Origin of the sequence: Pseudoclavibacter helvolus (assembly GCF_049707175.1) — a bacterium.
GTDB classification, from domain to species: Bacteria; Actinomycetota; Actinomycetes; order Actinomycetales; family Microbacteriaceae; genus Pseudoclavibacter; species Pseudoclavibacter helvolus_A.
In genome coordinates, this window is record NZ_JBNAFM010000007.1 from 148,402 (window position 1) to 169,178 (window position 20,777).

The following is a 20,777-nucleotide window of genomic DNA, read 5'->3' on the forward strand; positions in this document are numbered from 1 at the left end:
GATCGGCGTTCGCTGCTGCATGCCGCGAGCCTAGCCGCGACTACAGCTCGACTCCGTGCCCGGCCAGCCAGCTCGCCGGGTCACTTGCTCCCCCGCTCACGAGATCGCGCACCTCAAAGTGCAGGTGTGCTCCGGTCGACGTGCCGGTGTTCCCAACGGCGGCGATCTGCTGCCCAGCCTGCACCGGCTGGCCGACCTCGACGACGAGGCTCCCGGACAGCGCATGGCCATACACCGTTCGCACGCCCAAGGCTGAATGCTCAACGACAACATGGACTCCGAGACCGCCGTTGTCCGCAGGCTGAACAGCCGTCACAACCCCGTCAGCAACCGCCACAATCGGCGTGCCCTGACCCGGGGCCAGGTCGATGCCCTGGTGGTCCGAAGAGGCTCCAGCGGTCGGTGAGATGCGCTGCCCGAAGCCGTCGGTGACCGGCCCCGAAGTCGGAGCCACCACAGCCGGGCGCACCGTGACACTGACGCCCGCGCCGTCGCGGAGGGCGGCGGGTGCGAGGGCGGGGACGGTGTAGGCCTGGCGCTGCTCTGCGGCGATCTGGGCGACCGAAGCGGTGCCGGTGCCCGTCGGGGCATCGCGGTCGAGCGGAGCTGCGAGTGCCGCTGCTGGGGCTGCGAGGAGGAGGGTCAGGCCGAGGACGACGGACGCGAAGGTATTTCGGGTGCGCATGGGGGAAAAGCTCTCGGGATAGGTGGGTCGAGGTGGCTCAGCCGACGAGCGTCAGTGAGCGAAAGGCCATATCTGCCGCGCCGTTGTAGCACGACTGCCACATCGCGTCGTAACCGGTCGGGATGTCGAGATCGGTGTGCTCGAATGCGCTGAGACGGGCCACGATTGGGCCGAGGGTGTAGACGCTGCCGCCGATGGCGACGGTCGAACCCTCGGGTGCGTAGGTCACGGCGTCACCACCGCAGTGCGAGTGAAGTGCGAAGGTGCGTGGCGCACCGTTGGCCGTGTAGCTCCCCATCTCGGTGACTCCGCCGGTACAGGCGTCGATCATCGCCTGGCCCTGCGAGAGCGTGCTCGCATAGCCGTCGAGACTGTAGTAGTAGTCGATGCCGTCGGTCGCGGGAGCGGCCTCGACAGGCGCAGGAGCCTCAACGGCAGCCGCAGCCCCGTTGCTCTCCCCCACGTACTCGACGGTGATGCTCTCGGCGTTGCCATCCGGCACGACCTCAGCGACCGGCGCTGGTGCGACAGCCTCGAACACTGCACCATCGAACGCCGCCGACAGGTCGGGCAGGGCGGCGGGGTCGACGCCCGGGGCGGGCGCGTCGGAAGCAGGCTGGGGGTTGGTGGCCTGGTCGATGTGGACGACGGGAAGTGGCTGCGAGGCGCGGTAGGCAGCAGCGTCAGCCTCGGATGCGAGGTGCGTAAAACCGGCCAGCGCGCCAACGCCGGTCGCGATGGTCAGGCCGCCCCAGAAGAGCGTGTAGAACGTCGACCGCTTCCACATCTCCAGACGCGGGATCAGGTGCAGGGGCGCGGTCACGTAGTCGATGAGGCGGGGGCGCTCGGTGGTGGCCATGGTCGTGTCCTTCGGTCCGTCCGGGCGGTGTCCCGTTTCGATGTCCTAACTGTAACATATAGAACAGCGAAATGGTACGCACTCCGCAATTCTGCGCGCGGCTGCTGCTACCGTCGGCGCATGAACGCCACAGCCGACGCACTCCGAGCCCTCTCCGGGTCAACCTGGCCAGTCGCCGAGGCAGACGCGCACGTCCCGGCAACACCGGGCTTGTACGCCATCTATGGAGACGAACGAGCCTGGCGAGACCTCGGACTGGAGCCGGAAAGCGACCGCGCACTCTACGTCGGCAAGAGCGAGGACAGCATGCTTGGGCGCGAGGTCGGCGACCATTTCGCCGCCCTGCCGGGGCGGACCGCACGCACGGGAGGCTCAACCGTTCGCCGCAGCTTCGCCGCCCAGCTCCGCAACCAGCTCGACCTCCACGCAGTGCCGAGGAGCCCGGAGAAGCCAGAACGCCCAGCCAACTTCGGCCTCGCCGACGGTGGCGACGCGCGACTGTCAGCCTGGATGCACGCACACCTCCGCATCGCCGTGTGGCCGAAGCCGACAGCCCTGTCACTGGCGGAACAAGAAGAGGTCGAGACCGCCATCATTCAGGCCTGGACTCCACCGCTGAACCTGCGACGTAACCCACATCCGCACCCACAACTCAAAGCAGCGCGCGCAGCCATGGCCGACGAGGTGCGCGCATGGATGGCAGCACGCACAGAGCCCGCACTGGCAGCGCCAGTGCTCGAACCGAGATCGGCACCTCGGATCGGCCGCCCTACGCCGACAACTCCGGCGCAGCTCGCCGACGAGCTTGGTATCGACGAGAAGAGACTGCGCGCCCAGCTCCGGCGACACTGCGACGGACCAGGCAAGGGCGGAAGGTGGAGCCTGACACCCGAACAGGTCGACCACATGCGCAAGCTCTTCGGCTGAGCAAACGAAAAACCCCGAGATGAACTCTCGGGGCTTTTCTCACCGACCACCACAGTCATTGGAGAAGGAATGTCATCCGGGGCCAACCGGACTTCCTATAGGTAATCTATATGTAACTAGCTGTGAGCGGGCTGTGAGCCGGTGCGCAGTACATCGAGGTCGAGGAGTCTGACGGCAGCGCGGCCCACGCCACCACTGACGCGCTCGATCTTCGCCTCCAGTTCCGCCTCAGTGCCGGACTCACGCGCAGCTTTCCGCGCACGCGCAAGGCGAACGCGAGCAGCAGCGAGGGTAATACCGAGGGCATCGGCGGCTTCCGCCAGCGACCACCCGGGCAGGTCAACCTTCGGGCGGTCGGCGATTGCGTCGGACGCGATGGCCGACCGGGAAGCCGAGCGCTCGGCGGCGCGTGCGCGGTTCGCGGCAGCACCCGGGCCGAAGCGGGCAGCGGCTGCGCCTGGCGACGACAGGCCCAGCGCTTCGGCGATCTCTGTCCAGGTGAGCGGAGGGTCGAAGCCGCGAGCCTCGTCGACAGCTTCTTGGAGGCCGACCTCGCGGAGTTCGGATTCCATGCGTGCAGTAGCGACCAGGCGGGCACGAGGGTCGCCTTCGAGCAGGTCACGCTCGTGCGCGACTGCGCGAGCGAGTTCGTGCTGGGCATGCGCGATGGGGTCTGACATGGGCATCCGTTCATTATGAGGGAGAGAATTTGAAGACATTTCGGTGTTCTATATGGTACGCTATGTTCATCGCCACCGCGACCAGCGCGGAGGACACCACAGAGAAGGACGAGAACATGAGCACCTACGACGAACTCGCCGCCGAGATCGAGCACGCGGTTGGGAGCCCGGAGGCAGATCCGGCCAGGCACCACGACTTCATTCGCGCGAACACGCCGAACTACGACAGCTCCGCCTTCGACCTCGACAGTGACGGCGACGACTGGGACGGCTTCCTGGTCGACCTCACGGAGGCCGCGTACGCGATCTACCAGCGTGAGCTGACCTGGGCGCTCGACAGCCTGACAGTCACCGACGAGACCACTTTCGACGATGTCGAAGCTGCCGTCGACACGAGCCTGGAAGATGCCTTCGCCTACCTCGACGGTGGGAAGACCGATCAGGACGACGACGGCTATGGACCACTCGACCCAGCGCCGTACCGCGCCGCGCTAGAGCCCAGCGCCGAGTAGAACCCCGCCGGGGCGGGCGTCACGTTCGCCCCGGCATCCCCCGCACGACCGACAGCCCAAGGAGGGCACGATGGATAGCAAGACCGAAACCATGGCCGCGTACACCTCGCGCCTCGACCTTCAGCGACGCAAGGTCCGCGCACGCAGGGCAGCCAAGACTCTCCCGCAGGTCGTGATCGACGGGGTCGAAAGCCGCGAGCCGGGGTTCATCTGGGACGAGGCAGCCGCCGATGCAGCTCTGGTCGCGAGCACAGAGATCGTCGTCGACATCATCCGCGATCCTGACGACCACGGTGACGAGAGCATCGAGCTGCTCCGGGCCGACCTGGTCGCCGACCGGGGGCTCATGGAGAGCTTCCTGACTGAGTCGCGCGAGCAGTTCTCCGGCACGCTCTATGGCTACATCGAAGCCCTGGTCGAGGAGGCGGAAGAGACCGTCGACAAGTCGCCGGAGGCCGTACCTCTCGACCGCCAAGACGAAGAACTCGTCAGTCTCTGGCTCCTCACCCGCGTTCGCGAAATCAAGGCCGCGCAAGCCGCGCGAGACGCCGCATAGCAAGCCTTGCCGGGGCGAAGACCGTCGCCCCGGCTCCCCACTTTTCGACGCCCGAGGAGGGCAGCATGAGCACCACTTCCACCCGTCTGCACGGCGACACTCGCACCCTCGTCGTCGCCGTCACCACGCTTGTCGCCGCGCTCGGAATCGTCAGCTTCACGGCAGGCGTTCCCGGCCTCATGGCCGTCGGTGAGTGGGCACTCCTGCCCGGTTGGATGAGCGCGCTCGTGCCGGTCATCGTCGACGGCGGCATCCTCGTGTTCAGCCTCGTCGCCGTCGTTCGCCGAGCGCGCGGAGAAGGTGCGATCTTCGCGTGGTCCTGCCTCGCGATTCTGACCCTCGGAAGTGTCGCCGCGCAGGTCGCGCACGTCCTGCTCGGGTCCGGCTCCGTTGCCGCGACTGCCATCGCTGGAGCCGTTGTCGCGGGGGCTTTTCCTTCGGTTGTTTTCGCGTCGACGCACGCGATCCTGGACCTGGCTATCGCGCCAGCCCCGAAGCGCGGGAAGCGCGCCGAGCAGGGACCAACCGAAGCGCCTGAGCAGCCGTTCGAGCAGCGCGCCCTCATCCTCCGCGAGAGCCCGATCACGCGCCCGGTCGTCGACGCCGAGCGGCCTGCCCGTCGGGTCGGGCGCGACGCTGAGACGGTGGTGCTCGGGGTTCGCGAGCATGCCGCCAAGGTGACCGCGCCTGTGCCCGCCGTCGACGCTGAGCAGGTGTCCGTCGAGGTTGCCAGCGAGGTGCCCGAGGGGACCGAGCAGCGCGTGCCCGACGCTGCCGAACCCGCTGCCCGCCCGGTGCCCGCAGCCCCTGCCCGTTCGGCCCCGAGCATCCCTGCCCGGAAGCCTGTGAGCAGCCCTGCCAAGACGGCGACGAGCACGCCGCCCGCTAGCGATGACAAGGCGCGTGAGCAGGCCGTAGCGGCGGTCCTCTCGGGCATGCCGAAGGCCGCCGCCGCCAGAGAGTACGGCGTGGCTCGGGCTACGCTCCAGCGCGCGGTTGCCGCCGCCGAGGCCGAGGCAACCGCCGCGTAGGTCGCAGCTCCGCAGGAACCTAGCCCCGCCGGGAAACCGGCGGGGCTTATGCGTGCCCGTTCGAGGTCGGGCCGGGCGGCGAGCGGTGGATGCGAGCGCAACGTGGGTCGAACCCGGCGCAGGGTGCGAAACACAAAGAAAGAAGGATAGGAGTGACGAGGATGCGAAGAGAGATGAGACAGACGTGCGTCAGCACGACTGGCTCAGCGCTCTGCGCGTCCGAGTCCGACCCGCTCCGCACCGGCACGCCCGTCGCCTGGCGTAGCCCCTGCTGGGGCTACGGCTTTCCCGCACTCTGCTCTGCTGCTTTCACCGTCTGGCTTGTGAGGCCCGCCTCCCGCAGACAGCGCGGCCAGCCCCTGCGTAGCTGCTCCCCCGCCTGCGCAGCGCGCCGTTCGGCCTGGGCAAAGCCCAGCGCTCGCCGCCGCTGCCCAGCTGGCGACCCCGCTTTCAGCGGTCGCTCTGCCGTCTTCGGCCTGCGTCTCAGCAGTGCTGAAACGGCACGTAGCTGTACTCCCTGTAGAAGGTATCCGGCCTGCGTGCCTGGCCCGGAACCTTCTACATAGTTATCTCAGCCAAACAACCTAGACTCAGTCCATGAAGTCTGAGGCCGAGGAGCTGGTCGCCGCCTGGCGCGACTACGACTCTCGCTATCCAACCGACGCTCCTGCTCAGCGTGTAGCGCTCGCCGGTCTGTCCGCGCTGACTGCGTCGGCTGACCTCGACGCCATCCGTGATGCCGCACGCCGGTCCGGATCGCCCCGCCTCGCCGGGCTTGCCCGCGACCGCTCCCAGTGGGAGCAAGTCATTCGTGCGTTCCAGCTTCACCGTGGCCTCCTTCTCCCCCCGGGGGCCATGGCCGGAGCGGAAGCGCGGGATGCGGCAGCGGTCAGCGTTGCTCGGAAGTTGGTTGGCCACCTCCTCACGGGGACCGGACAAACGCAGCCCAAGCTCACCGCTCGGCAGACGGCGCAGACCAGGTTCGCGTTCGCCATCGTTGCCGGGCGAGAGCTGGACGAAGCTCGGAGCAAGGGCTGGAAAGGCATCGTCATGAGTGGCCCCTGGCTCGCTCTGGAGATGGGCGCGGGATCGCCACAGACGGGGAAGTCCACGCTCGACCGGCTGTGCGCCCTCGGGTGGCTGACCAAGGCGCACAGGGCGAAAGGTGGCCGTGCTTTCGTCTACAAAGTGCGCAACCTGCCCGTGCACCTCGCCAACCAGTACGACCGTGCCCAGACGGTGAATGCGCTGACGACGGGCACCCGAGGCGTCGACCTGCTCGCCGACCTCATTCTCGACGTTCGGGCACCGGCCTGGGCACACGGCGACGACGCTCCGGGCAGTGGCGTTTGGGCATACGCAATCGAGCAAACCGGGCAGGTCGATCTCGGCCTGAGCAGGGTGGCGCGTGGGCACGCTCGGAAGTGGCTCGATGAGCACAGTCTCGGTATCGACGACCTGCCCGTTTGGATCGCCGAGCACTCTGGTTCGGGCAGCGATGCGCAGCTCGCGAAGGAGCAGGCTGAGGCTGCCCGCGACGCGAAGGCGGCGGAGCTAGTCAGCATGACCGAGAAGCACCGAGCACGCGTGCGCATGGCAGGTGAGGTTCTCCGTGCAGCCGCTCGGGCAGCGCACGAAAAGCCCGGCAAGAGGAAGGCTGTTCAGCACCTGGTGCCATCGAATCGGGCGACCCTGGACGAGCTGATGGCGTGGACGAAGAAACTGCTCGCCGTAGTCGTCAAGCAGACACCGGATGCGCGTGTCCGAGCCGCGCTCGCACCGCAGATTGCGAAGCAACTGAGCCTCGCTCTGACCGCCGCCGACCACCCGAAGGCGCGCGCTGATTCGGTGGCCGCGCAGGTCGAGAACTTCCTCTTGAAGAGTGCTTCACGGGGACCGGACAAAGTGAAGGAGGCGGCCTGATGTGCAGGGACTCGCAACACGGCGGACGCAGGTGCCAGCGCAGGGACACCGCCGTCGAAAGTGCAGCCAGGCAGGCACGCCGACTGCGCACTCGGGAGCGTGCGTCGCAGGCCCTCGACGCCGCCGAAAAGCTCGAAGCCTGGCAGCCAATTGCAGCCACCGCTCTCGCAGCTCAGGCGCGGATGCTCAGGCTCACCGACGCCGCCGACTGCGATGCCGACGTGCTCGCGCGGGAGGCCGAAGTCGACGAGCTGGAGCGCGACCTGCTGGCCCTCGACGACCTGATCGAGCAGCAGCGGCAGACCGGCCTGCCGCAGCCGAGTTGGGCATCAGCACTCGCCTCCCACAGCGCTGACGCACTGCTCTGGTTCGCGTCAGCGGACAGCGGCAAGACACCCTCTTCCCCTCCCCCGGCGGCGCTCGGCGCACGCGGCGCAGCCGTGGCGGGGGCTGTTGTGCAGCGGCGGCAGGCGCGTGGCGTTGAGGCGGCCGTCGACCAGTCATTCGATGGGCTGGCGGACTTGCTCGGTGGGCTCTTGGCTGTGTTGACGTTGGGGCTGTTGGCAGAGGCGTAGGTGGCAGTGGCAGTGGCAAGCCTCGGTGGTTGGTAGCGTCGGAGCATGACAGACCAGCTGGACTTGCCTGCGCCGGAGAAGCTCACTCCCGCACTTGAATCACTTCGGGATCGTGCGCAGGAGGCTGATCTGCCTGTTGACATCTGCATCGACCGGCAGTTTTCCGACGGTCGGGTGATGCTCGGTGTCTACATCGACTTTCCGTGCGACCGACTCCGCCGAACAGTTCGCATACCCGAGGACCACGTTGACGACTTGCTGGAGGACGAGTTCGAGAACATTCACCTACTTGACGACCTTGCTGCGTTCTATGACCCCATGGCAGGCGCGATAACAGCGTTCATTGACAATCCCGTGCGCTCGCGTCGCCTCACCACGCTCCCCGGAGTTGAGTTCAAGACCAGCGAGCTTGACTACCACCTCTCACAGCACGAGTCCCCCAAATCGAGACAGAGTCACTGGCGCTTGGAGTTGACGGATCATCAGTCGAACCTGGTTGTCGAGTTCCTACCCGGAAGCGCACTTGCCAGCGCGGTCCTGGAGCACCCAGCCGGGCACATGGTGCGCATCACAGGCGCAAATGAACTCACGCACGACACCGCTAGAGAATTGCTGGAAGAAACGATCCACAGAATCTCTTTCGACTTCGACGTGGCCTACGGCCTGCCGCTGCGCATCCCGCGCCGATACCGCAGACGAGAACTCATGTCATCCGAGGACTCCACCAAGGTGCCAGAGTTTCCAAGGAACGAATACGCTGCCGAGGCATTGCACCTGTACCAGTACGGACGGCAGGGCGGGCAGCTCCCCACACTGGAGTTCCTCGCGTACTACCAGTCGGTCGAGTATTTCTTTAGCTACTTCGCTCGCGCTCGTGCTGTGCACGACCTGCGGTCGACGATCCTCGATCCGGCGTTCGACCCATCTACAGATCGCGACATCACCCGTCTGCTTGCGCTGGCGGGAGCGGGCGACGGCTCACAGAGCGAACGCCAGCAACTCCGCGCCACCATCCAATCGTGCGTCAGGGAAGACCAGCTCGTCGAGTTCCTGTCGGCCGACGAGGTTCGATTGAAAGCCCTCACGAAGGAAAAGAAGATCAGAGGAGCGGAGAAGCTCTCGCTGAACAACCAACAGTCGGACGTGCGGGAGCAGTTCGCGAACAGGGTCTACGCCATCCGCTGCCGCATCGTTCACTCCAAGATGGACGGCGGGGGCTACGAAGACGTACTCCTCCCAACCGGGCCGGAGGCCGCCGCCCTGGAACACGACATTGACATGCTCCGCTTCGTCGCGCAGCGCGTCTTGATCGCGCGAGCAACCCGCTACTGAGCAAGCAGTAGCGCTCGTCTCGGCGTTTCCCGGTTCGGCGTTGGATCGCAGAGAAAGAACCGTCGATAGTTGCTCGGCGACGACAGACGCGAGGTGTTGAGGCGGCTGGGGGTCTTGGATGTTGGCCGATTTCCCTGACGACCTAACCACGACCCTCCCGTCGGCTTTGCCGCGCCCAGGCATGCAGATTCGCACACGAGCACATGACCGTCGTAACGTTCGACCATGAATGCTGCGACAGCCCTCGATGGTGCAGAGCCCACAAACCCTCTCTGGGTCGTGGTGCTGGTTGGTGCCCTCTCTGGAGTCATAGGAGCAGTGCTCGGACCGATCATCCAACGAACCTTCAGTCGGAGCGACAAAGCGCTTGAGGCCCGGCAGGCTTGGGCTAAAGCGAAGCTCCAAGCGGTGTTCGGGATCGGCGATCCGCCGTATCCGACAGACGGTCCACCAAGGGTGTTCATGCGCCTCGTGCCGCCGCACACGAGAGTTGCCCACGACTACCAAATGCACTCCATCAACTGGGCCGTCGAGGAATCGCCTGACCTGATGCTGCTCCAGCCTCGGCGAAGCGCCTGGGCGCGTGAGTGGTTACTCAACTGGCACTTTCGCCTACAAGGAGAGGCAAAGGCGGCACACGATTTCTGGCATTATCACGAAGCCCGCTACATCTACGATCCCGAGCGAATGGCCGTCCACGACTTCAAGAGACGCATGGACGTAGTCACTGGGCAGAGTTTCGGCGAGGACGACAAGGTCTTGTGGAGGGTCTTCGAAAAGTCGCGCAAGCGGTTGGAACGGGCTGAGCGTCGCTACGGGAAGCGTGTTCGTCGAGTTGAGTCCTCCCTAGCGGTCTGGGCGACTGGACAGTGGCTCGCTCGTCCGAGTCTTTGGCATCGCGTGACGACATGGCCCCTCATGCGCAGGTTCCTCGACTGGCAAGCTTCTCAACGGCACCCCAAGTACGACTACACCGATCGGCTGTTTGTCTGCACTTGCAAGGACGAAGCCATCGCGGCGGAGATGGAAGCCGAGCGGTGGCGGCAGGAAGCAGAGGCGGCACACAGCGCCAGCGACGGAGCAGCGATGGAATAGGTGGCCACCGTGACGGTGTCCGGGGCCACCGGTAGTTCGAGTCGGAGCGTCGAACAGATCCGAGTCGATGTCGGTCGCCCTATTCTTGATCCGTGCGAAACCTATGGGCCGTAGACGGGCGTAGACCTTGGGTCATTGGCATCGGTATCTACCTGGCCGTCTCAGTGATAGCCATACTGTTTCTCCCGGACTTTCTCGTCGACCTCACAATCTCGTCGAGCAGCAAGGTGTCCGACTCGCAGCGACTCGTGGCCGTTGCATCAGCCAGACAGAGTGTGTTGCTTGCGGCCGGTGGAGTCCTGGCGGTCATCACCCTGTTCCTCACCATCAGCCGCGACGAAGTGACCAAAGCGCGCGCCGACCGCGAGAGCGATGAGCATGTCACGTCCATGTACGTCGAGGCTTTGCGCCAACTCAGCGACCGAGAGAGCGCCTTCGTGCGTATTGGCGGCATCCACGCCCTGGAACGAATCACGCAGGATTCTGCGCGAGATCAGCAAGCCGTGATGTCGGTCCTGGCCTCATTCCTCCGAGAGCACGGTTCTCGCCCTGTAGGCACCGAGGAGCCACCGAACGTGCCTGCTGATGTTGCAGCAGCGGCAGAGGTGCTGGGGCGGGTGACCGGAAGACAAGAGCCGGAATCACGATTGGAGCTCGACTCCGTGAACTTCTTCCGGCTCAGGCTTCGCGGTGCGAGCTTCGCAGGCGCAAACATGAATCAACTATTCGCCAAGGAGGTCATTCTGGACGGGGCAACCCTCACCAGCACGGGCTTCTACTCGGCGCAACTCCGCAGCGCCAACTTCCGAAACGCAAACTTGTCTCATGCTGGTCTCGACTACGCCGATCTGTCCGGGGCATACCTAGTGGGAGCGAATCTGACCGGCGCGAATCTGACCGGCGCGAAGCTCTACTACGCGAACCTCAAGGATGCGGTTGGGCTCACGTCCGACCAGGTTGCGTCCGCGCACGGTTGGTCGGAGCAAACGCGCTGGCCGGATTATCTCGAACCACCCGAAGCGGAGCGGAACATCGACGACTTCCAGGGCGGTCACCTCGCCTTCGTCGATCTTCTCAACGATTGAGCTGGGCTGCTGGGTGCACCAGCGCCCCGTCTCGGCGTTTCGAGACGGGGCGCTGGTGTGCGGTGCGGGCTGGTGGCTAATCGGTGACCTTGATGGAGGCGAACTCGGTGCCGGATGGCAGCAGCGTGACCTCGACATTCAGGCCCGGCGTGAGCGTCGAGGAGCTGGAGCTGTCGATGCCGAAATTCGACATCGACGAGCTGCTCTGTTTGAGGATCGTGACGGTGCCGCCGGTAGTGAGTTTCACTACCGGAAGCTGAGCGCCCCCAGCGCTCTCCTGCGCGATGTTCAGCTCGGGAACCTCACCCTCCACCGTGAAGGTCATGCTGCCCGTGCCCATAAGCGAGCTGGCGTACGAGCCCCCACACTGAGGGGTCACGCGATTCGGCTCGTAGTCGGACAAGCAGGTGGCAATCGCCTCAGCGGCAGCGGCCTGAGCCGCAGGCAGGAATGAATCTTCGTCGAGGGCAACCGGCAGCTCAACTGCGCTGCCGGACGCCTGAGTGCCAACGACGGCCTCGGAAACGTCGAGGTCCACGTACGGCGCATCCATGCTGACCGGGTACACGCCGGGCAGGAGGTTGAACGTCGGAGCAGCCTCTGCGTCACCGACGGAGAACGCAGAACGCGAGGAAGCTGCCAGAGATGCGGTGGGAGCCGAAGCCACCCAGGTTGTCTGTCCGTCCTCGCCTTGCCGTGAGACGCGGATGCTGTCCTCAAAGCGCTCGCCCCCGAGGGTGTAGGCGACTGAGACATCGACCTCGGTCAGCTCGTCGACGTTCTCGGGGTCGCTCGTCAAAATCTCGACGCCAGCGATCTTCTCCGTCGCCTGCGGCAGGAGCGCGAGCATCTCGTCGTCCGCCTCCAGCCCCGTGAGCGTCTGCACCTGTTCCACATCCCCGTCGGCGAGCGCAGTCAGCAGCGATTCGGCCGTGGCTGTGGGTGACTCACCAGCTCCCCCTCCACTCGCGCATCCGGCCAGACCCGCTCCAGCGATGCCTGCGACGGCGAGGGCCGCCCACACCTTCTTGTTCTTCATCGTGTTCTCGTTTCTGTCATGCGGAGTGCCACTCGCAGCACTGCTTGGCTTCTTTGGTTCAGTTCGTCTGGGTGCCGAGCCATCGCGCGGGCACCGGTTTCGCCGAGAACGGCAGCGACGCCAAGAGGGTCACCGCTGATCTGGTGCAGCCGCGCAGAGGCAGCTCGACGGGCCGCTCGCCTCGGCATCGCAGGGAGCTCGGCTGCGGCGAAGAGCCGATGCCACGCGCGACGGTCGGCGTCCTCGGTAGTCGGCAGATCCAGTCGTCGAGGGCGTGGGAGCAGCCAGCCGCTCGGAAGGGAGTAGACCTGCTCGTCGCCACGTTCGATAGCCGCGCGGCCGACGCCGACGAGGAGGTCAGCGCGTTCGACGAGGAGCTGCGAAGGGAGTGTCGAGACGGCTCGGCGGTCGGCGAGATCGCCGAGGTGCAGCGCGAGAGCGCGGCCGAGGTCGGAGGTGCGCGGGATCGCGAGGGTGCGAGGCTGGGACAGCTCGCGCCGAACCCAGGCCGCCGGGTGGTGCGCTGTCGCCGGAAGGCGGAGGAGCGTGCCTGCGACGGTGAGACGGAGAGTCTTCGCTGTCTGCTCGATGTCGCCGGTGCTGAGCGCGAGGGCTGCTGCGCTGCGCAGGCCAAGTTCAAGCGCGAGGCCCCAGCGGATGCGACTGCTGGTCGAGGTGGCGGCTGCCGCTTCGAGGAGCAGTTCGACCTGCTCGGCAGTGAGCTGCTGCGCGGGCGTTGCCGCCGGAGAGGCAGGTAGTCGAACACCAGCGGCCGGGCTGCGTTGGACGCCGAAGTGGGCGACGTTGGCCGCGTGGTCGCCGACCCGACGGAGAAGGCTCAGCACGGCCTCGCGCGTAGCTCTACTGGCCGGGTGGCCGTCTCGGCGAGCGAGCGTCGACACGAAGGCCTCAATCTCAGACGGTGTGGCGGCGGCGACCGGGCGTGACCAGAACGGAGCCGGGCTCAGGTGGGCTCGGGCGAGCTTGCGGTAGGAGGATGCCGTCGCCGGACTCGGTGACGTTGCCGCGAGATAAGCGTCGAGCGCTGCTCCCCAAGCGAGTTCGGCGAGGGCCTCGGCGGCAGCCTGGTCGGCGTCGAGCTGTGTGACGATCCTGAGCCCGGCGAGCTTGCGCTGCACCTCGTCGGCGGACGCGCCTCGGCGTTGGTGCCGCTGACCACCGAGGGTGATCGAGCCACGCCATGCGTCGTCGGCAGGTTGGGCGGAGCCGGACGGACTTGCGTTGCGCGCCATCGGCTCCCCTTTCGCTCTGCTATCTCCCCCGAGACATGGCTCTCTGCCGCTCGGAGTGTGCGCTCGGTGCGCGGTGGTGACCCCGAATCCGCCGTCGGAGTCGCTGAAGCTGACCCGGAATGGGTCGTTGTGGCTGGCGCGTTCGCCGTGGCCGCTGGACTGAGCGGCGATTGCCGGTTACAGGCGGCGTAACCAGCGTTCAGCCAGAGGTGCCGAGTCCACAGGCAGCGGTCAGCTCCGCAATAGCCTGCTCGGCCGTCCGCCGTCCGCCAGGGACCAGCTCCGCACGCTGCTCGGCTTCGAGGAAGGACTCGTCGGTGCCGAGCACTGCCTGAAGCATCTCGATGTCGTCCTGCGTCTGCGGATGCGGAATCGCCATCAGCAGCCGCAGGCTGCCGGACGCGTCACGCCACTGGGCTGCGATTCGCCAACCGGCGCGGAGAAGGCGGAGGGCGGTGGCGGGGCCGACAGGGCGACGGCTGGCGCTTGGCTCTCGGGCGGTGAAGGCGACGAGGCGCGGGAGAAGGGGTCGCCGCTGTGCGCCTGCGTAGGTCATCGACTCAGATGCTTCGAGGAGCAGCGGGGCCGGGGAACGGGTGGACGGTCTCGGAGTCGAAGTCGTTCGTGACGACGTAGCCTCGCTCGGTGAGTGCCTCGCGGAGTCGGGTCTCGACGTTGATCGGGTCTCGCTCGCTCTGGAAGACGAGGGTGCCGTCTGCCGAGATGATTGCATTCGCGCCGACGATGTAGGCGAGCCGGGAGGCACTGACGCGCTGGCCATCGAGGGTGCCGTAGATGATCGAGCCGCTGCGGTGGCGGACGATCTGTAGGCCGATGGCTTGCTGCCAGTCCAAGTGGAGCATGTCGCCTGCTCGTGCGAACTCGCGCACGGCTTCGACGGGGCGTGGCTGGTCGTTCATTCGGGCCTCCAGTCGGTTGGTGGCCGGAGTATGCGGTGGGCGGGTTCGCACGTCCGCACTCGGCCTCGACCGGGGTGCAACAGGTTCGAGCCGAGGGTGCAACAAGTGCCTGTTGCACCCCACTTGCCTGCAAAGACGCGGAAGTTGGGCGGTACTTCACCGAGGGTGCAACAGGCACTTGTTGCACCCCACATCCGCATCAGCAAGCGGAAGTAGGGGGATGCAGGCAAGGGTGCAACAACAATTGTGTTCTTAGAAAGCTCTCATATAGATATATGTCCTCCCGCCCTCCCTCCTCCCCGGCCCCATCACATATACCCCTCTGAAAACACACGTCTGTGCTGCCAAACCTGTTGCACCCCGCCAGATCCGCCAACATCCGCATGCTGGTGCGGATGTTGGTCCATCTGGACTTGTTGCACCCTGCCTGTTGCACCCTTGTTGCACCCTGCGGTAACGACGAAAGCCCGGCACTTGGCCAGGCTTTCATCGACTTCTCGCGCGGAGGCTACTGCGTGGAATCCCGCTCAGCTGAGCGACGCATCAGCTCGGTCAGCAACTCCTGCTCGGAGTAGCCACGCAGGAAGACGGCCCGCGTCGCTAACTGTGCGGCAGCGGTCTTCGCAGCCTCCTCTGCGCTCTCGACGAACTCTGCGCCCTCGTAATACTCGATTTGAAATCGGTTCGGATCGACCGTGTTGGGGTCGATCTCTCCAGAGGTGACCGCCTGCGCCCAGGCAAGCTCCGACTCTCCGAGGATGCTCCGCACGCGAGTCCGGTGACGAAACGGCACCCCCGTCTTCTCCCACGCGCCGATGGACTGCTGGCTCGTGCCTAGCCGAACTGCGTATTCCGCTTGGGATTGCCCCTCGTACCCGCGTAGCTCTCGGAGCGCCGGGCCAGGGATCGGCACGGAGGGCGGCGTCGGACCGGTGATCGGTCCGGGGGAGGGAGTCTCGGGCAATGTCATGCGACCACCATACCGGAAATCACCACAAATCCCAGAAACCTCCAGGTTTCACTCGTGAGCACAAGTAAAACCTGGTAGACTCTGGGTATCGATCAACTGAAAGGAGTCGCCATGAGCGCTCAAGTCACAGACCGCAAGCCGCAGCCGGTCCCATCGCTACTGACCATCCCCGAGACGGCGCGCGTCCTCCGCTGCTCCCGCCAGCACGCGATGGACCTCGCGACGAGCGGCCGACTCGCGGAGATGGGCGTAGACGTGGTTCGCGTGGGCCGCCGCCTGAAGGTCAATCTCGCCCAGCTCGAAGCAGTTGTCGGGCATCCCGTGCTCGGCGAGGCCGCCTAGCTCGACGACGCCCCCAGTTCCACCGATCAACCAAGAAGGCTCACCATGACCGCACCGGCCCCCGCCGCACCAGCGTTCGCACCGCCGACGACGCCGCCACAGGCAGTCGTCGACGCTCTGCGCGCGAACGCTGCTGGCGAATGCGATGCAGAGGTTCTGAACGCCTCTGCGCGCTACCTTGCCGAGCGCGGCATCACGCCGGACCTGATTGCATCGCGCGGCTACCGGCCAGCGACATCCACGGACAATGCGGCCCTAGCTGCGGGCTTCGGAGTCAAAGCCGAAACCCTCCACGAGGCAGCGCTCCTCTACATTCCTCGCGCGGTACTCGGCCAGGATGGCCAGGCCCACGCGCTCGACCTCCCCCAGGTTCGCCGCCGCCCTGGAGTCGCTTGCGCCTCCTGGAAGCCCGACATGAAATTCCGGTCCCCCCACGGGGACGGGTCGGTGGGCATGATCCACCCGGACAACGCCGCCGCAGTTGCGAACACGGAGGCTCCCCTCATCCTCACCGAGGGCGTTGTCAAGGCTGACGCGATCCTGGCGGCGCACGGAGATATGGCCTCACTCGGCGTGGTCGCATACCCGGGCGTAAGCATCCCTGCCGTCCGCCGAGGTGACCGCATCGGCCCCCGTCCAGGCGACTTCCTCGCGACGCTTCGCGACGTGCTGGACGGTCGCCGCGTCTTCCTCGCCTTCGACGGTGACTGGCGCACGAACGCGAACGTCGCAGTGGCGCTCGACAACACCGCTGCGCTCCTTCGCGCCGCCGGTTCCCGTGTCTCCATCCTCGACATCCCGGGCAACGCCGGGATCGACGACTACCTTGCAGGAGCTTCCGCATGACCAAGACCACCAAAGCAGCGCCAGCGGACAACCCGCCAGCCGTGCTCGCGACACCGCATGCCCGACTCGGCAGCCTGCTCGACAGCGCGCTCCGCTACGGAGATTGGCGCAAGGAGGGCAAGAAGCTCGATCTCCTCGCCCATGTCGAACCTCTTGTCGTGCCGCTGGCCGCTTGGGCACCCGCCAGCGACGCGTGGACGCCGTGGGTCACTGCGGAGTGGGCGCTTACTGATGCGGACTCTGCCGACGTGGACGGTGATCGGATCAGCACCCGCGCTGGCCGCGTCGGCACCGCAAGCTTCGACGCCGACTGCTTCCCCGCACTCGCCTCGATCCAGCTCGGCTCCGAGAAGCTGCTCCGCCCAGGAGTTCGCGCCGCGATGCGCGGGCGTGCGGTTTCGATGGTTGACGCAATCGCGCGCGCCACCAACCTCGACCACACGACCGTCCGACAGGCTATGCGCTCGCTGAAGCCGAGCGAGGAGGGCACCGACTCCGCCTGGAGCGATCTCATCCGTGCAATGGAGGGCGACGCCGACGACCTCCGCTCGCGCTTCGCAGCCGAAGCCGAGTCCAGCATCGCCTGGGCCGACGCCTGCATCCGCGACGGCAGGGACGAGGTTGTCGCTGCGCAGCTGGGCAACACGCGCTACATCGCCAGCTTCGGTCGCAACATCGGAATCTACGAAGAGGTGGACAGCGTCGACGGGCGAAGCGGCGAACGCCGCCCACCCATCCGCACGCGAATCACGAGCTACCTCGCCTACGAGTCGACGATTCGCGAATCGAAGGCGCTCACCCGCGAGGGGCTTCTCGTCGCAGCCGACGACGCGTCACCGCGCCAGGCGATGGTGCGCATTCTTACGGCAGACGGCGTCGCCGACCTGCCCGACCCCATGCCGATGCACGTCGGACTCGACCCGAAGACGATCCGTGACCCCGCCCAGTTCGTCACCGGTGGGAAGCACGTCGCCCACCTCGTCGACGCAGGCAAGTACCGGCAGCCCGTTCATGCGGCGTTCGCGGCTCTCAGCGCAGGTCGCGCACGCGAGATCGAGATTCCCCGCAACGGCGTCCTCCAGACCGACCACGGCCTCAGGTTTGTGTCCACTCACGGGACGCTCACCCGTGACGGATTCTCGTCGAGCGCTCGCTCGACAGCCAACGCGAAGCAGGCGACCGCGCTCGTTCCCGAGGACTATGCGGGAGTCGGCGAGGTTCCGTCCGGCCCGGACCCGCTCCAGGCAGACCAGGAGCTGTCCACCAGCTTCGTCCGCCTCATTCGAGAAGGCTTCCCAGGACTCCCCGTGCTCGGAGCAACACTCCTAGCCGTGATGGCAGCCGCCCCGTTCGTGGGCGACATCGCGCACCCGATGGTCGCGCTCAGCGGCACGTTCGGGCACGGCAAGTCGACGACGGCCAAGGCCACGCTGACCGCGCTGACGGGCGCAGCAGGCTCGAACTGTGCGATTTCTCTGAACGATCCAGCCCACGGTGGTGCGCGAGGCACGTTGCACCAGATCGGCAGCAGCGTGGGCGTCCTCGACGACCAGAAGAACGATGAGACGGGACGAGCATCGGGTCGCAAGGCGGCTGCTGCTGCCGCCGAGCTTATCGAGTTCCTCGCCGGAAACTCGTACGATCTTGACGACCGAATGACCGCGAAGCGCGACGGGTCACTGAGCGCCCCCAAGCCAATCATGGCCAGTCTCGTGGTGACCGGCGAGACAGAAATCGCCGACCCCGCGAAGCTCAGCCGACAGATCGTCATTGGGATCGACCCCACGCGCCCCGGACACACGCACGCCGCCAACCTGCCAGCGCTGAAGTCCATCTCGAAGGACACGCAACTCCCACACCGCTATTGGGCCTGGGTCGAGCGTGCGCTGCGACAGTTCGCGACGATGTCGCAACTGTCGGCGCACGTTCAGGCCTACCGTGACGAATACGCGCAGAGCCCCGGCGTCCCGAGCGACCGCCTGCATGAAGTTCCAGGCACGGTGTACTCCGCCTTCCGCATGCTGGGCATGCCGAACCTCTTCGCCGAGGAAGGCGGGCCGCTTGGAATGAGCCGCGACGACTGGGCAACGCTCTGGGAAGAAACCGAGCGGACACTCCTGGCCGAAGCGATCCGGGTCCAGTCCGGCGTCGCCCGAGAAGAGCGCATGCTCTCGGCGTTCCGAGGCATGCTGTCCCCAGGCGGCGGTTGGAGCCTGCGAACCGAGTACCTCGACCCGCAGATCACCGAGTGCAAGACGGAGCTTGACCGCGTAGAAGCCGGAGCCCAACGGCATGCGAAGCTCACATCCCTCGGCTGGATCACACGGGTCGACAACGACGGAAACCCACAGCTCGTCCCGGCCCGGAACGAGATCGGCTGGGTCACACCGTGCGGCACCCGTGCGATCCTGTCACTCGCCGCTGTCACGGAAGCTGCGAAGCGCGCTCAGCTCGACGGGCTGAAGCCTGCCGACGTATACAAGGCGCTCGGCAAGGTGGCTGTCGAAGGCACGACGCCCGGCGCACAGGTGCCACGTTGGGCGATCCAGGGTCCGTCCGCCCCGCGCGGCGTCGTCATCGACCTGGTGCGCCTCAGCATCTCCCCCGTCTCCGACCCGACCGATCCGACTCGCTACAAGCCACAGACCTACAAGTGGAAGGTGCAGGGCGCTCCCGGTCTCGGCGTGGAGGCGGCAGCATGAGCGCGGCCGTCAGCGTGCTTCCGAACGGCGCGGCACTTTACGCGGCCGGGGGCCAGGCGACCGTCTGCGCCCCCGAGGCCGCCGCCGCCTGGGCGATGCAGGCTCGTCAGGCTGGACACCGCGTATGGGCGCAAGAAGCGACCCAAACCGAGGGGTCACTCGGCCTGCCGGTCGGCACGCTGAGTGACACCGCCGTGCTCGTCCACTCCCTGAACCAGCAGCCGCTCGCGCCTCACGACGCTGGGCAGCTCGCCTACGCGCTCGACGGTCTGGCTAGTCGCGCCACACCGGGCCAGGCGTCGTCTGCACTGATCGACGCCGACACCGACCTCGTCTGGCGGGTGCGGTCGGCCATCGGCATCCGAGTGGCCACCGAGGACGCTGAGCAACTCCGGGCACGCCTCGACTCCGACAGGCGTTCGGCCCGCCGTCGTCTCAACGTCGACCCGAGTGGCAACCGAGCGGGCACTCAGCGGTGGGTCCAGCGCCTCGGCGTCGTGCCCCGCGAAGACGACGGCACCCCCGCACTCGACAAGCGAGGACTGCCGAAGATCGGCAAGGAGTACCGAGAGAACGCGAGCGTGCCGCCCTCCGCGCGCGAACTCTGGGAAGCCTTCGATACGGCCCGCCGGGCCGCGAGTGGCCTCGGCAAGCTCGACGAAGTCCTCGGCGCGACCTCGGCGGACGGCCGCGTGCACCCGTCATTTCACGCAGTCGGCGCAGACACCGGACGCATGTCCGTGAGCGGGCCAGCCATCCAGAACATGCCGCGCGAGGGTGGCGTTCGCGGCATCCTTCGGGCCGACGAGGGGCATCTCCTCGTCACCGCCGACCTGAAAGAGGTCGAGCCTCGACTCGCAGCGATCCTCAGTGGCGACGAGCGCATGAAGGCGATGCTGGCGAGCGGACGTAGCCCCTACATCGAGACGGCCGAGATCATTTGGCCCGGCGAAGAGGTGACGCCAGAGCGCCGAGCCATTGCCAAGACCTCGCTGCTCGCAACGATCTACTCGCAGCAGCCGACCGGCCTGGCCCCACGTCTCGGTGTCACTGTCGAACGGGCAGCCGAGATTCAACAGGCACTCCGAACCCGGTATCCGAAGCTGGCGGAGTGGTCGCTTGGAGTGCGCCACTCGCGTGGTTCTCTCACATCCCACTTCGGCCGGAGCATCCTTGCACCAGCCAAAGGTCCACACGCGCGAGTCAACTACGTCGTGCAGGGTTCGGCCGCCGACCTGTTCAAGCGGATGGCGCTCGAAGTCGCCCGGCAACTCGGGGTCGCCTCACTATGGCTCCCAGCTCACGACGAACTGGCGGCCATGGTCCCCGAGGCCGACGCGGAACAGGCAGCGGAGACCCTGCGCAAGTGCATGGCGGTAGAGATCGAGGGCGTCGCGATCTTTCCGTCAGCCCCGACGACCACCGACCGGTGGACGAAGTAACGA

At 66.5% G+C, this 20,777-nt stretch carries 21 protein-coding genes; 13 read left to right on the top strand and 8 right to left on the bottom strand.

Translation table 11 applies throughout. The annotated features are described in order from the left end of the window. Nucleotides 1-40 precede the first annotated feature (40 nt). Together ACPYN9_RS07785 and ACPYN9_RS07790 are read right to left on the bottom strand one after the other, a co-directional pair. The gene (locus tag ACPYN9_RS07785; RefSeq protein ID WP_424465412.1) at nt 41-685 is read right to left on the bottom strand and encodes a M23 family metallopeptidase; all 645 of its coding nucleotides are present in this window, start codon (nt 683-685) and stop codon (nt 41-43) included. A gap of 37 nt (nt 686-722) precedes the next feature. After that, nucleotides 723-1,544, bottom strand: coding sequence for a hypothetical protein (locus tag ACPYN9_RS07790; protein ID WP_424465414.1), 822 nt, complete (start codon nt 1,542-1,544; stop codon nt 723-725). A gap of 120 nt (nt 1,545-1,664) precedes the next feature. Here ACPYN9_RS07790 and ACPYN9_RS07795 point away from each other — a divergent pair, with 120 nt between their 5' ends. Then, nucleotides 1,665-2,471 carry a GIY-YIG nuclease family protein gene (locus tag ACPYN9_RS07795; protein WP_424465416.1) on the top strand — a complete coding sequence of 269 codons (807 nt, stop codon included), beginning with the start codon at nt 1,665-1,667 and terminating at the stop codon, nt 2,469-2,471. 116 nt (nt 2,472-2,587) lie between these two features. Here the strand turns inward: ACPYN9_RS07795 and ACPYN9_RS07800 are convergent, their stop codons facing one another. Further along, nucleotides 2,588-3,151, bottom strand: a complete 564-nt coding sequence (locus tag ACPYN9_RS07800; protein ID WP_424465417.1) for a hypothetical protein — start codon at nt 3,149-3,151, stop codon at nt 2,588-2,590. A gap of 62 nt (nt 3,152-3,213) precedes the next feature. Here ACPYN9_RS07800 and ACPYN9_RS07805 point away from each other — a divergent pair, with 62 nt between their 5' ends. The 8 genes from ACPYN9_RS07805 (at nt 3,214) to ACPYN9_RS07840 (ending at nt 11,260) form a co-directional block, all read left to right on the top strand. Next, nucleotides 3,214-3,663, top strand: coding sequence for a hypothetical protein (locus ACPYN9_RS07805; protein WP_424465418.1), 450 nt, complete (start codon nt 3,214-3,216; stop codon nt 3,661-3,663). 70 nt (nt 3,664-3,733) lie between these two features. Next, nucleotides 3,734-4,219, top strand: a complete 486-nt coding sequence (locus ACPYN9_RS07810) for a hypothetical protein (protein WP_424465420.1) — start codon at nt 3,734-3,736, stop codon at nt 4,217-4,219. Nucleotides 4,220-4,284: 65 nt separating this feature from the next. Continuing rightward, nucleotides 4,285-5,250: a DUF2637 domain-containing protein gene (locus ACPYN9_RS07815; RefSeq protein WP_424465421.1), complete on the top strand. Its 966-nt coding sequence runs from the start codon at nt 4,285-4,287 to the stop codon at nt 5,248-5,250. A gap of 597 nt (nt 5,251-5,847) precedes the next feature. Then, on the top strand, nt 5,848-7,173 hold the full coding sequence (locus ACPYN9_RS07820; protein ID WP_424465423.1) for a hypothetical protein: 1,326 nt from the start codon (nt 5,848-5,850) through the stop codon (nt 7,171-7,173). Continuing rightward, complete coding sequence (locus ACPYN9_RS07825) at nt 7,173-7,748, top strand: hypothetical protein (protein WP_424465424.1); 576 nt, start codon at nt 7,173-7,175, stop codon at nt 7,746-7,748. Before ACPYN9_RS07820 ends, ACPYN9_RS07825 begins: the two co-directional genes overlap by 1 nt. Before the next feature lie 45 nt (nt 7,749-7,793). Further along, nucleotides 7,794-9,080: a hypothetical protein gene (locus tag ACPYN9_RS07830; protein WP_424465426.1), complete on the top strand. Its 1,287-nt coding sequence runs from the start codon at nt 7,794-7,796 to the stop codon at nt 9,078-9,080. Between the two features lie 225 nt (nt 9,081-9,305). Continuing rightward, on the top strand, nt 9,306-10,175 hold the full coding sequence (locus ACPYN9_RS07835) for a hypothetical protein (RefSeq protein WP_424465428.1): 870 nt from the start codon (nt 9,306-9,308) through the stop codon (nt 10,173-10,175). Nucleotides 10,176-10,402: 227 nt separating this feature from the next. Next, on the top strand, nt 10,403-11,260 hold the full coding sequence (locus ACPYN9_RS07840) for a pentapeptide repeat-containing protein (RefSeq protein WP_424465429.1): 858 nt from the start codon (nt 10,403-10,405) through the stop codon (nt 11,258-11,260). A 76-nt stretch (nt 11,261-11,336) separates the two neighbouring features. Here the strand turns inward: ACPYN9_RS07840 and ACPYN9_RS07845 are convergent, their stop codons facing one another. The 5 genes from ACPYN9_RS07845 to ACPYN9_RS07865 form a co-directional block, all read right to left on the bottom strand. Continuing rightward, complete coding sequence (locus ACPYN9_RS07845) at nt 11,337-12,299, bottom strand: hypothetical protein (RefSeq protein ID WP_424465431.1); 963 nt, start codon at nt 12,297-12,299, stop codon at nt 11,337-11,339. Further along, nucleotides 12,296-13,552, bottom strand: coding sequence for a hypothetical protein (locus tag ACPYN9_RS07850; RefSeq protein WP_424465432.1), 1,257 nt, complete (start codon nt 13,550-13,552; stop codon nt 12,296-12,298). Before ACPYN9_RS07850 ends, ACPYN9_RS07845 begins: the two co-directional genes overlap by 4 nt. A 199-nt stretch (nt 13,553-13,751) precedes the next feature. Beyond that, the gene (locus ACPYN9_RS07855; protein ID WP_424465434.1) at nt 13,752-14,108 is read right to left on the bottom strand and encodes a hypothetical protein; all 357 of its coding nucleotides are present in this window, start codon (nt 14,106-14,108) and stop codon (nt 13,752-13,754) included. 4 nt (nt 14,109-14,112) lie between these two features. Then, nucleotides 14,113-14,472, bottom strand: a complete 360-nt coding sequence (locus ACPYN9_RS07860; RefSeq protein ID WP_424465436.1) for a hypothetical protein — start codon at nt 14,470-14,472, stop codon at nt 14,113-14,115. A 508-nt stretch (nt 14,473-14,980) separates the two neighbouring features. After that, a complete protein-coding gene (locus tag ACPYN9_RS07865; protein ID WP_424465438.1) occupies nt 14,981-15,442 on the bottom strand; it encodes a hypothetical protein in 462 nt (153 codons plus the stop codon). 111 nt (nt 15,443-15,553) lie between these two features. Between ACPYN9_RS07865 and ACPYN9_RS07870 the strand changes: the two genes are divergently transcribed. Genes ACPYN9_RS07870 through ACPYN9_RS07885 form a run of 4 tightly spaced genes read left to right on the top strand, consistent with a single transcriptional unit; the run spans nt 15,554 to nt 20,774 of the window. Then, entirely contained in the window at nt 15,554-15,784 is a 231-nt protein-coding gene (locus ACPYN9_RS07870; protein WP_424465440.1) for a helix-turn-helix domain-containing protein, read from the top strand. Between the two features lie 45 nt (nt 15,785-15,829). Continuing rightward, a complete protein-coding gene (locus ACPYN9_RS07875; protein WP_424465442.1) occupies nt 15,830-16,630 on the top strand; it encodes a DUF3854 domain-containing protein in 801 nt (266 codons plus the stop codon). Further along, nucleotides 16,627-19,332: a hypothetical protein gene (locus ACPYN9_RS07880; RefSeq protein WP_424465444.1), complete on the top strand. Its 2,706-nt coding sequence runs from the start codon at nt 16,627-16,629 to the stop codon at nt 19,330-19,332. Before ACPYN9_RS07875 ends, ACPYN9_RS07880 begins: the two co-directional genes overlap by 4 nt. Then, nucleotides 19,329-20,774, top strand: coding sequence for a DNA polymerase (locus ACPYN9_RS07885; protein WP_424465446.1), 1,446 nt, complete (start codon nt 19,329-19,331; stop codon nt 20,772-20,774). Before ACPYN9_RS07880 ends, ACPYN9_RS07885 begins: the two co-directional genes overlap by 4 nt. Nucleotides 20,775-20,777: the final 3 nt, after the last annotated feature.

What these genes read in the sequence shown, in the direction of transcription:
- ACPYN9_RS07860 (WP_424465436.1), bottom strand. Translation starts at nt 14,472, where the DNA reads ATGAACGACCAGCCACGCCCCGTCGAAGCCGTGCGCGAGTTCGCACGA.
- ACPYN9_RS07870 (WP_424465440.1), top strand. Translation starts at nt 15,554, where the DNA reads ATGAGCGCTCAAGTCACAGACCGCAAGCCGCAGCCGGTCCCATCGCTA.
- ACPYN9_RS07825 (WP_424465424.1), top strand. Translation starts at nt 7,173, where the DNA reads ATGTGCAGGGACTCGCAACACGGCGGACGCAGGTGCCAGCGCAGGGAC.
- ACPYN9_RS07830 (WP_424465426.1), top strand. Translation starts at nt 7,794, where the DNA reads ATGACAGACCAGCTGGACTTGCCTGCGCCGGAGAAGCTCACTCCCGCA.
- ACPYN9_RS07790 (WP_424465414.1), bottom strand. Translation starts at nt 1,544, where the DNA reads ATGGCCACCACCGAGCGCCCCCGCCTCATCGACTACGTGACCGCGCCC.
- ACPYN9_RS07810 (WP_424465420.1), top strand. Translation starts at nt 3,734, where the DNA reads ATGGATAGCAAGACCGAAACCATGGCCGCGTACACCTCGCGCCTCGAC.
- ACPYN9_RS07855 (WP_424465434.1), bottom strand. Translation starts at nt 14,108, where the DNA reads ATGACCTACGCAGGCGCACAGCGGCGACCCCTTCTCCCGCGCCTCGTC.
- ACPYN9_RS07820 (WP_424465423.1), top strand. Translation starts at nt 5,848, where the DNA reads ATGAAGTCTGAGGCCGAGGAGCTGGTCGCCGCCTGGCGCGACTACGAC.
- ACPYN9_RS07875 (WP_424465442.1), top strand. Translation starts at nt 15,830, where the DNA reads ATGACCGCACCGGCCCCCGCCGCACCAGCGTTCGCACCGCCGACGACG.
- ACPYN9_RS07795 (WP_424465416.1), top strand. Translation starts at nt 1,665, where the DNA reads ATGAACGCCACAGCCGACGCACTCCGAGCCCTCTCCGGGTCAACCTGG.
- ACPYN9_RS07805 (WP_424465418.1), top strand. Translation starts at nt 3,214, where the DNA reads ATGTTCATCGCCACCGCGACCAGCGCGGAGGACACCACAGAGAAGGAC.
- ACPYN9_RS07845 (WP_424465431.1), bottom strand. Translation starts at nt 12,299, where the DNA reads ATGAAGAACAAGAAGGTGTGGGCGGCCCTCGCCGTCGCAGGCATCGCT.
- ACPYN9_RS07835 (WP_424465428.1), top strand. Translation starts at nt 9,306, where the DNA reads ATGAATGCTGCGACAGCCCTCGATGGTGCAGAGCCCACAAACCCTCTC.
- ACPYN9_RS07850 (WP_424465432.1), bottom strand. Translation starts at nt 13,552, where the DNA reads ATGGCGCGCAACGCAAGTCCGTCCGGCTCCGCCCAACCTGCCGACGAC.
- ACPYN9_RS07885 (WP_424465446.1), top strand. Translation starts at nt 19,329, where the DNA reads ATGAGCGCGGCCGTCAGCGTGCTTCCGAACGGCGCGGCACTTTACGCG.
- ACPYN9_RS07815 (WP_424465421.1), top strand. Translation starts at nt 4,285, where the DNA reads ATGAGCACCACTTCCACCCGTCTGCACGGCGACACTCGCACCCTCGTC.
- ACPYN9_RS07800 (WP_424465417.1), bottom strand. Translation starts at nt 3,151, where the DNA reads ATGTCAGACCCCATCGCGCATGCCCAGCACGAACTCGCTCGCGCAGTC.
- ACPYN9_RS07880 (WP_424465444.1), top strand. Translation starts at nt 16,627, where the DNA reads ATGACCAAGACCACCAAAGCAGCGCCAGCGGACAACCCGCCAGCCGTG.
- ACPYN9_RS07865 (WP_424465438.1), bottom strand. Translation starts at nt 15,442, where the DNA reads ATGACATTGCCCGAGACTCCCTCCCCCGGACCGATCACCGGTCCGACG.
- ACPYN9_RS07785 (WP_424465412.1), bottom strand. Translation starts at nt 685, where the DNA reads ATGCGCACCCGAAATACCTTCGCGTCCGTCGTCCTCGGCCTGACCCTC.